This window comes from Hansschlegelia plantiphila (genome assembly GCF_027922265.1).
Classification (GTDB): Bacteria; Pseudomonadota; Alphaproteobacteria; order Rhizobiales; family Methylopilaceae; genus Methylopila; species Methylopila plantiphila.
The window spans coordinates 1-519 of sequence record NZ_BSFI01000010.1 but is presented as its reverse complement, the minus strand read 5'-3'; the positions used below and the strand labels follow the sequence as shown (position 1 = coordinate 519).

At 64.4% G+C, this 519-nt stretch carries 1 protein-coding gene; it reads left to right on the top strand.

The annotated features are described in order from the left end of the window. On the top strand, positions 1-519 hold a 519-nt coding region (locus PKE75_RS13125; protein ID WP_271169198.1), incomplete at both ends, for a GTP-binding protein.

The window sequence follows — 519 nt, the reverse complement described above, 5'->3', positions numbered from 1 at the left end:
CTTACGACCAGATCGACAAGGCTCCTGAGGAGAAGGCGCGCGGGATCACGATCTCGACGGCGCATGTCGAGTATGAGACGGCGAACCGTCACTACGCGCATGTCGACTGCCCGGGCCACGCCGACTATGTGAAGAACATGATCACGGGCGCCGCTCAGATGGACGGCGCGATCCTTGTGGTGTCCGCCGCCGACGGCCCAATGCCGCAGACGCGCGAGCACATCCTTCTGGCGCGTCAGGTCGGCGTTCCGGCGCTGGTCGTGTTCCTGAACAAGTGCGACATGGTCGACGACGCCGAGCTCCTGGAGCTTGTCGAGCTCGAGGTTCGCGAGCTTCTGTCGAAGTACGACTTCCCGGGCGACGACATTCCGATCATCAAGGGCTCGGCTCTGGCGGCTCTCGAGAACAAGAGCCCGGAGCTTGGCCATGACGCCATCCTCCAGCTGATGGCGGCGGTCGACGAGTACATCCCGCAGCCGGAGCGTCCGATCGACCAGCCGTTCCTGATGCCGGTCGAGG